Genomic DNA, 3,873 nt, shown 5'->3' with positions numbered 1-3,873 from the left:
ACGGCGAAGGGCTCGATCGCGGTGAGCTCGGCGTCGGTGAGCGCCGGGCCGCGCAGGGCTGCGACGTTGTCCTCGAGCTGGGCCACGCTGCTGGCCCCGATGATCGCCGAGGTCACCCGCTCGTCGCGCAGCACCCAGCTGAGCGCGAGCTGCGCGAGGCTCTGGCCGCGCTGCTCGGCGATCGCCGCGAGGCCGCGAGCGCGCTCGAGGTAGGTCTCGGAGATCCGCTCGGCCTGCAAGAAGTGCCCGACGGCGGCCCGCGACCCCTCCGGCACCTCGCCGGACAGGTACTTGCTGGTGAGCAGCCCCTGGGCGAGCGGGCTGAAGACGATCATCCCCACACCCAGGTCACCCACGGCGTCGAGCAGGCTCTCGTGCTGGCCCTCGGCGACCATCTCGACGTGGCGGTTGAACATCGAGTAGCTGGGCTGGTGGATGAGGAGCGGCGTGCCCATCTCTCCCAGGATCCGCGCGGCCTCCCGGGTGGCCGAGGGCGAGTAGTTCGAGACCCCCGCGTACAGCGCGCGCCCGCTGGTGACCGCGGTGTGCAGCGCCCCCATGGTCTCCTCGAGGGGGACCGTGGGGTCGGGGCGGTGGGAGTAGAAGACGTCGACGTACTCCAGGCCGGTGCGGCGCAGCGACTGGTCGAGGGAGGACAGCAGGTACTTGCGCGAGCCGCCGTCGCCGTAGGGCCCGGGCCACATGTCGTAGCCGGCCTTGGAGGAGACGACCAGCTCGTCGCGGTAGGGGCGCAGGTCACGCGCGAGCACCTGGCCGAAGGTCTCCTCGGCCGCGCCGTAAGGCGGGCCGTAGTTGTTCGCGAGGTCGATGTGCGTGATGCCCAGGTCGAAGGCCCGGAGCAGGATCGCGCGCTGGGTCTCGTACCGGTGGCCGTGCCCGAAGTTGTGCCACAGCCCGAGGCTCAGCGCGGGCAGGTCCAGCCCGCTGCGCCCGGTGCGGCGGTAGGTCATCGAGTCGTAGCGGTCGTCGGCAGCGAGGTGGGGAGTGGTCACGGCAGCACGCTACCGGGGCACGGCCTCACGGCGCCCTCCCGGCCCCTCCGTCTCGTTCCGATGGTGGGGTCACGGATCCAGGCCTACCTTGCCCTCATGGCTCACGACCAGGGTCCGGCAGACCCCTCAGCCCAGGCATCCTCCGCGGGGTCTCAGGACGCCGAGCGCTACAACACCTCCCGAGCGGTGCTGCTCGCCGGGGTGGCGGCCCTCGGCGGCTTCCTCTTCGGCTTCGACACGGCGGTCATCAACGGCGCCGTGACGGCCATCCGCGAGGACTTCGGGATGGGCTCGGGCCTGACGGGCTTCGCGGTGGCCTCGGCGCTGCTCGGGTGCGCCCTGGGCGCCTGGCTCGCGGGCCGCCTGGCCGACCGCCAGGGACGCATCCGCGTGATGCTGCTGGCCTCGGCCCTCTTCACCCTCAGCGCGGTCGGCTCGGGCCTGGCCCAGGGACCCTGGGACCTCATCCTGTGGCGGGTCATCGGCGGCCTGGGGGTGGGCGCGGCCTCCGTGATCGCCCCGGCCTACATCGCGGAGATCTCTCCGGCGAGCATCCGCGGACGGCTCGGGTCCCTGCAGCAGCTCGCGATCGTCGTCGGCATCTTCGTGGCCCTGCTCTCGGACTACTTCATCGCGACGAGTGCGGGGGGTGCGGGCGAGCCCTCGCTCTTCGGCCTCGAGGCCTGGCGGATCATGTTCATGACCGAGCTGGTCCCCGCCATCGCCTACGGTCTGCTCGCGCTGACGATTCCCGAGTCACCGCGGTACCTGGTCTCCCAGGGTGAGGACCGCACCGCACGCGAGGTCCTCGGCTCTGTCCTCAGGACAGGAATCGACGAACGGCTGCGCGAGATCAAGCGGACGGTCTCGCGCGAGACCCGGTCCTCGCTGTCGGACCTGAAGGGCCCCGCCCTGGGCCTCCTGCCGATCGTCTGGGTCGGGATCCTGCTCTCGGTGTTCCAGCAGTTCGTCGGGATCAACGTGATCTTCTACTACTCCTCGGCCCTGTGGCAGCAGGTGGGCTTCAGCGAGGAGGACTCGATGGCGGTCACCGTCATCACCTCGGTCACGAACATCGTCGTGACGCTGATCGCCATCGCGATGATCGACAAGGTCGGCCGACGCCGACTCCTCCTCACCGGGTCCGCGGGCATGTTCGTCAGCCTGGGCCTGCTGGCGTGGATGTTCGCGACCGCGCCGCTCGAGGACGGTGAGCCCGCCCTGGACGGCGCGGCCGGGACGGTCGCGCTGATCGCGGCCAACCTCTTCGTGGTCTTCTTCGGGATGTCCTGGGGGCCGACCGTGTGGGTGCTCCTCGGCGAGATGTTCACCAACCGGATCCGCGCGAGCGCGCTGGGTGTCGCGGCTGGTGCCCAGTGGCTCGGCAACTTCGCCATCTCCACCACCTTCCCGGTCCTCGCCGACGCGGGGCTGGGGATCGCCTACGGCCTGTACACGACCTTCGCGCTGCTGTCCTTCTTCTTCGTGTGGATGTTCGTCCCCGAGACCAAGGGCCGCCAGCTCGAGGACATGGTGGACACGGGCGGAAGGATGCGCCGCGAGAACCTCTCGAGCTCGTCCTCCGGCTGACGCCGCGCCCCGGCCGCGACCGACGCCGAGGTGCATGCCGCCGCCCTGCGGTACGTGCGCAAGCTCGCGGGGACCACGAAGCCGTCCCGGGCCAACCAGGAGGCCTTCAACCGGGCTGTCGCCGAGGTCGAGCACACCACCCGGCAGCTGCTCGAGGCCCTCGTCGCCTCGGCCCCGCCGAAGGACCGCGAGGCCGAGGCCGCCAAGCGCCGCGCCCGCTACGCCGCACGCCAGGGCTCACCCGCAGCAGTCCCGGCGACGCCCTGACCGAGGGGTTCGCCGACGCCCTGACCGAGGGCGTCGCCCCAGGCCTCGCGGTGCGCTCCGGCCTCCCGGCTCAGCCCGGCACGGACCCACTCGATCCCCGCACGACGAGGTGCGTCGGCAGCTCGACCACCCGCGCGACGTCGTCCCCGGCCTCCCAGCCCGCGTCCCCAGCCCCAGCCCCAGCACCCAGCCTGCGCAGCAGCAGGTCGGCCGCAGCGGCCCCTGCCTGCTCGACCGGCACCGCGACCGTGGTGAGCCCGGGCCGGACGAGGTCCGCGCCGAAGATGTCGTCGCAGCCCACCACGCTGATGGCCCCCGGGACGGCCACCTCCCGCTCGGTGAGCCGGTCGAGGATCCCGAAGGCCAGCAGGTCGTTGAAGGCGATCACCGCGGTGCACCCGTGCAGCAGGGTCGCGTCCGCTGCTGCAGGTCCCCCCTCGCGGCGCGGCACGTAAGGCCCGGTGACGACGAGCTCGACGTCGAGCCCGTCGGCTGCCGCGACCAGGGCCTCACGGCGCTGCCGGTCCGACCAGGACCGTCGCGGTCCGGCCGCGTACGCCACGCGCCGGTGCCCCAGCGAGACGAGGTGCTGCAGGGCCTGGACGACGCCGCCGGCCGTGTCGGTCAGGACCCGCGGGCCGGGGACGTCGCGGTTCACGGTCACCACGGGGAAGGCCCGCGCCCAGGCCGTCACGGTCGCCTCGTCGGCCCGGGGCGCGGCGAGCACGACGCCGTCCACCGAGCCGCGCAGCTCGGCCATGACCTGCTCCTCGCGCTCGACCGACTCCTCGGTGTCGGCCAGCACGTGCACGAACCCGGCGTCACGCAGACGGGACTGGACCCCGCGCACCATGCCGAAGAACAGGGGGTTCGCGGTGTCGGGGACCACGAGGGCGATGGTGCGCGTGCGCCCCAGGGTCAGGGCCCGCGCCGACGCCGAGGGGACGTAGCCGAGCTCCTCGGCGGCTGCGCGCACCCGCCGCTCGGTGGCCGCGCCGACCCG

Annotated in this window: 3 protein-coding genes and 1 pseudogene; 2 read left to right on the top strand and 2 right to left on the bottom strand. The window is 72.6% G+C overall.

Going from position 1 to position 3,873, the window contains the following annotated elements; genetic code table 11:
• On the bottom strand, positions 1-971 hold a 971-nt coding region (locus tag L0B03_RS15005; RefSeq protein ID WP_250447234.1), incomplete at its 3' end, for an aldo/keto reductase.
• A 138-nt stretch (positions 972-1,109) separates the two neighbouring features.
• Between L0B03_RS15005 and L0B03_RS15000 the strand changes: the two genes are divergently transcribed.
• Both L0B03_RS15000 and L0B03_RS14995 read left to right on the top strand, forming a co-directional pair.
• Positions 1,110-2,603, top strand: a complete 1,494-nt coding sequence (locus L0B03_RS15000) for a sugar porter family MFS transporter (RefSeq protein WP_250447230.1) — start codon at positions 1,110-1,112, stop codon at positions 2,601-2,603.
• 9 nt (positions 2,604-2,612) lie between these two features.
• Positions 2,613-2,870: pseudogene (locus L0B03_RS14995) on the top strand (DUF2277 domain-containing protein); the annotation flags it as partial.
• 70 nt (positions 2,871-2,940) lie between these two features.
• Here L0B03_RS14995 and L0B03_RS14990 read toward each other — a convergent pair.
• Positions 2,941-3,873, bottom strand: a 933-nt coding sequence (locus L0B03_RS14990) for a LacI family DNA-binding transcriptional regulator (RefSeq protein ID WP_250447224.1), incomplete at its 5' end; no start/stop codon positions are given.

The organism is Actinotalea sp. C106, assembly GCF_023630195.1.
Classification (GTDB): domain Bacteria; phylum Actinomycetota; class Actinomycetes; order Actinomycetales; family Cellulomonadaceae; genus Actinotalea.
Note: the sequence above shows the minus strand (reverse complement) of the source record. Positions and strands in the feature narration are given on the sequence as shown.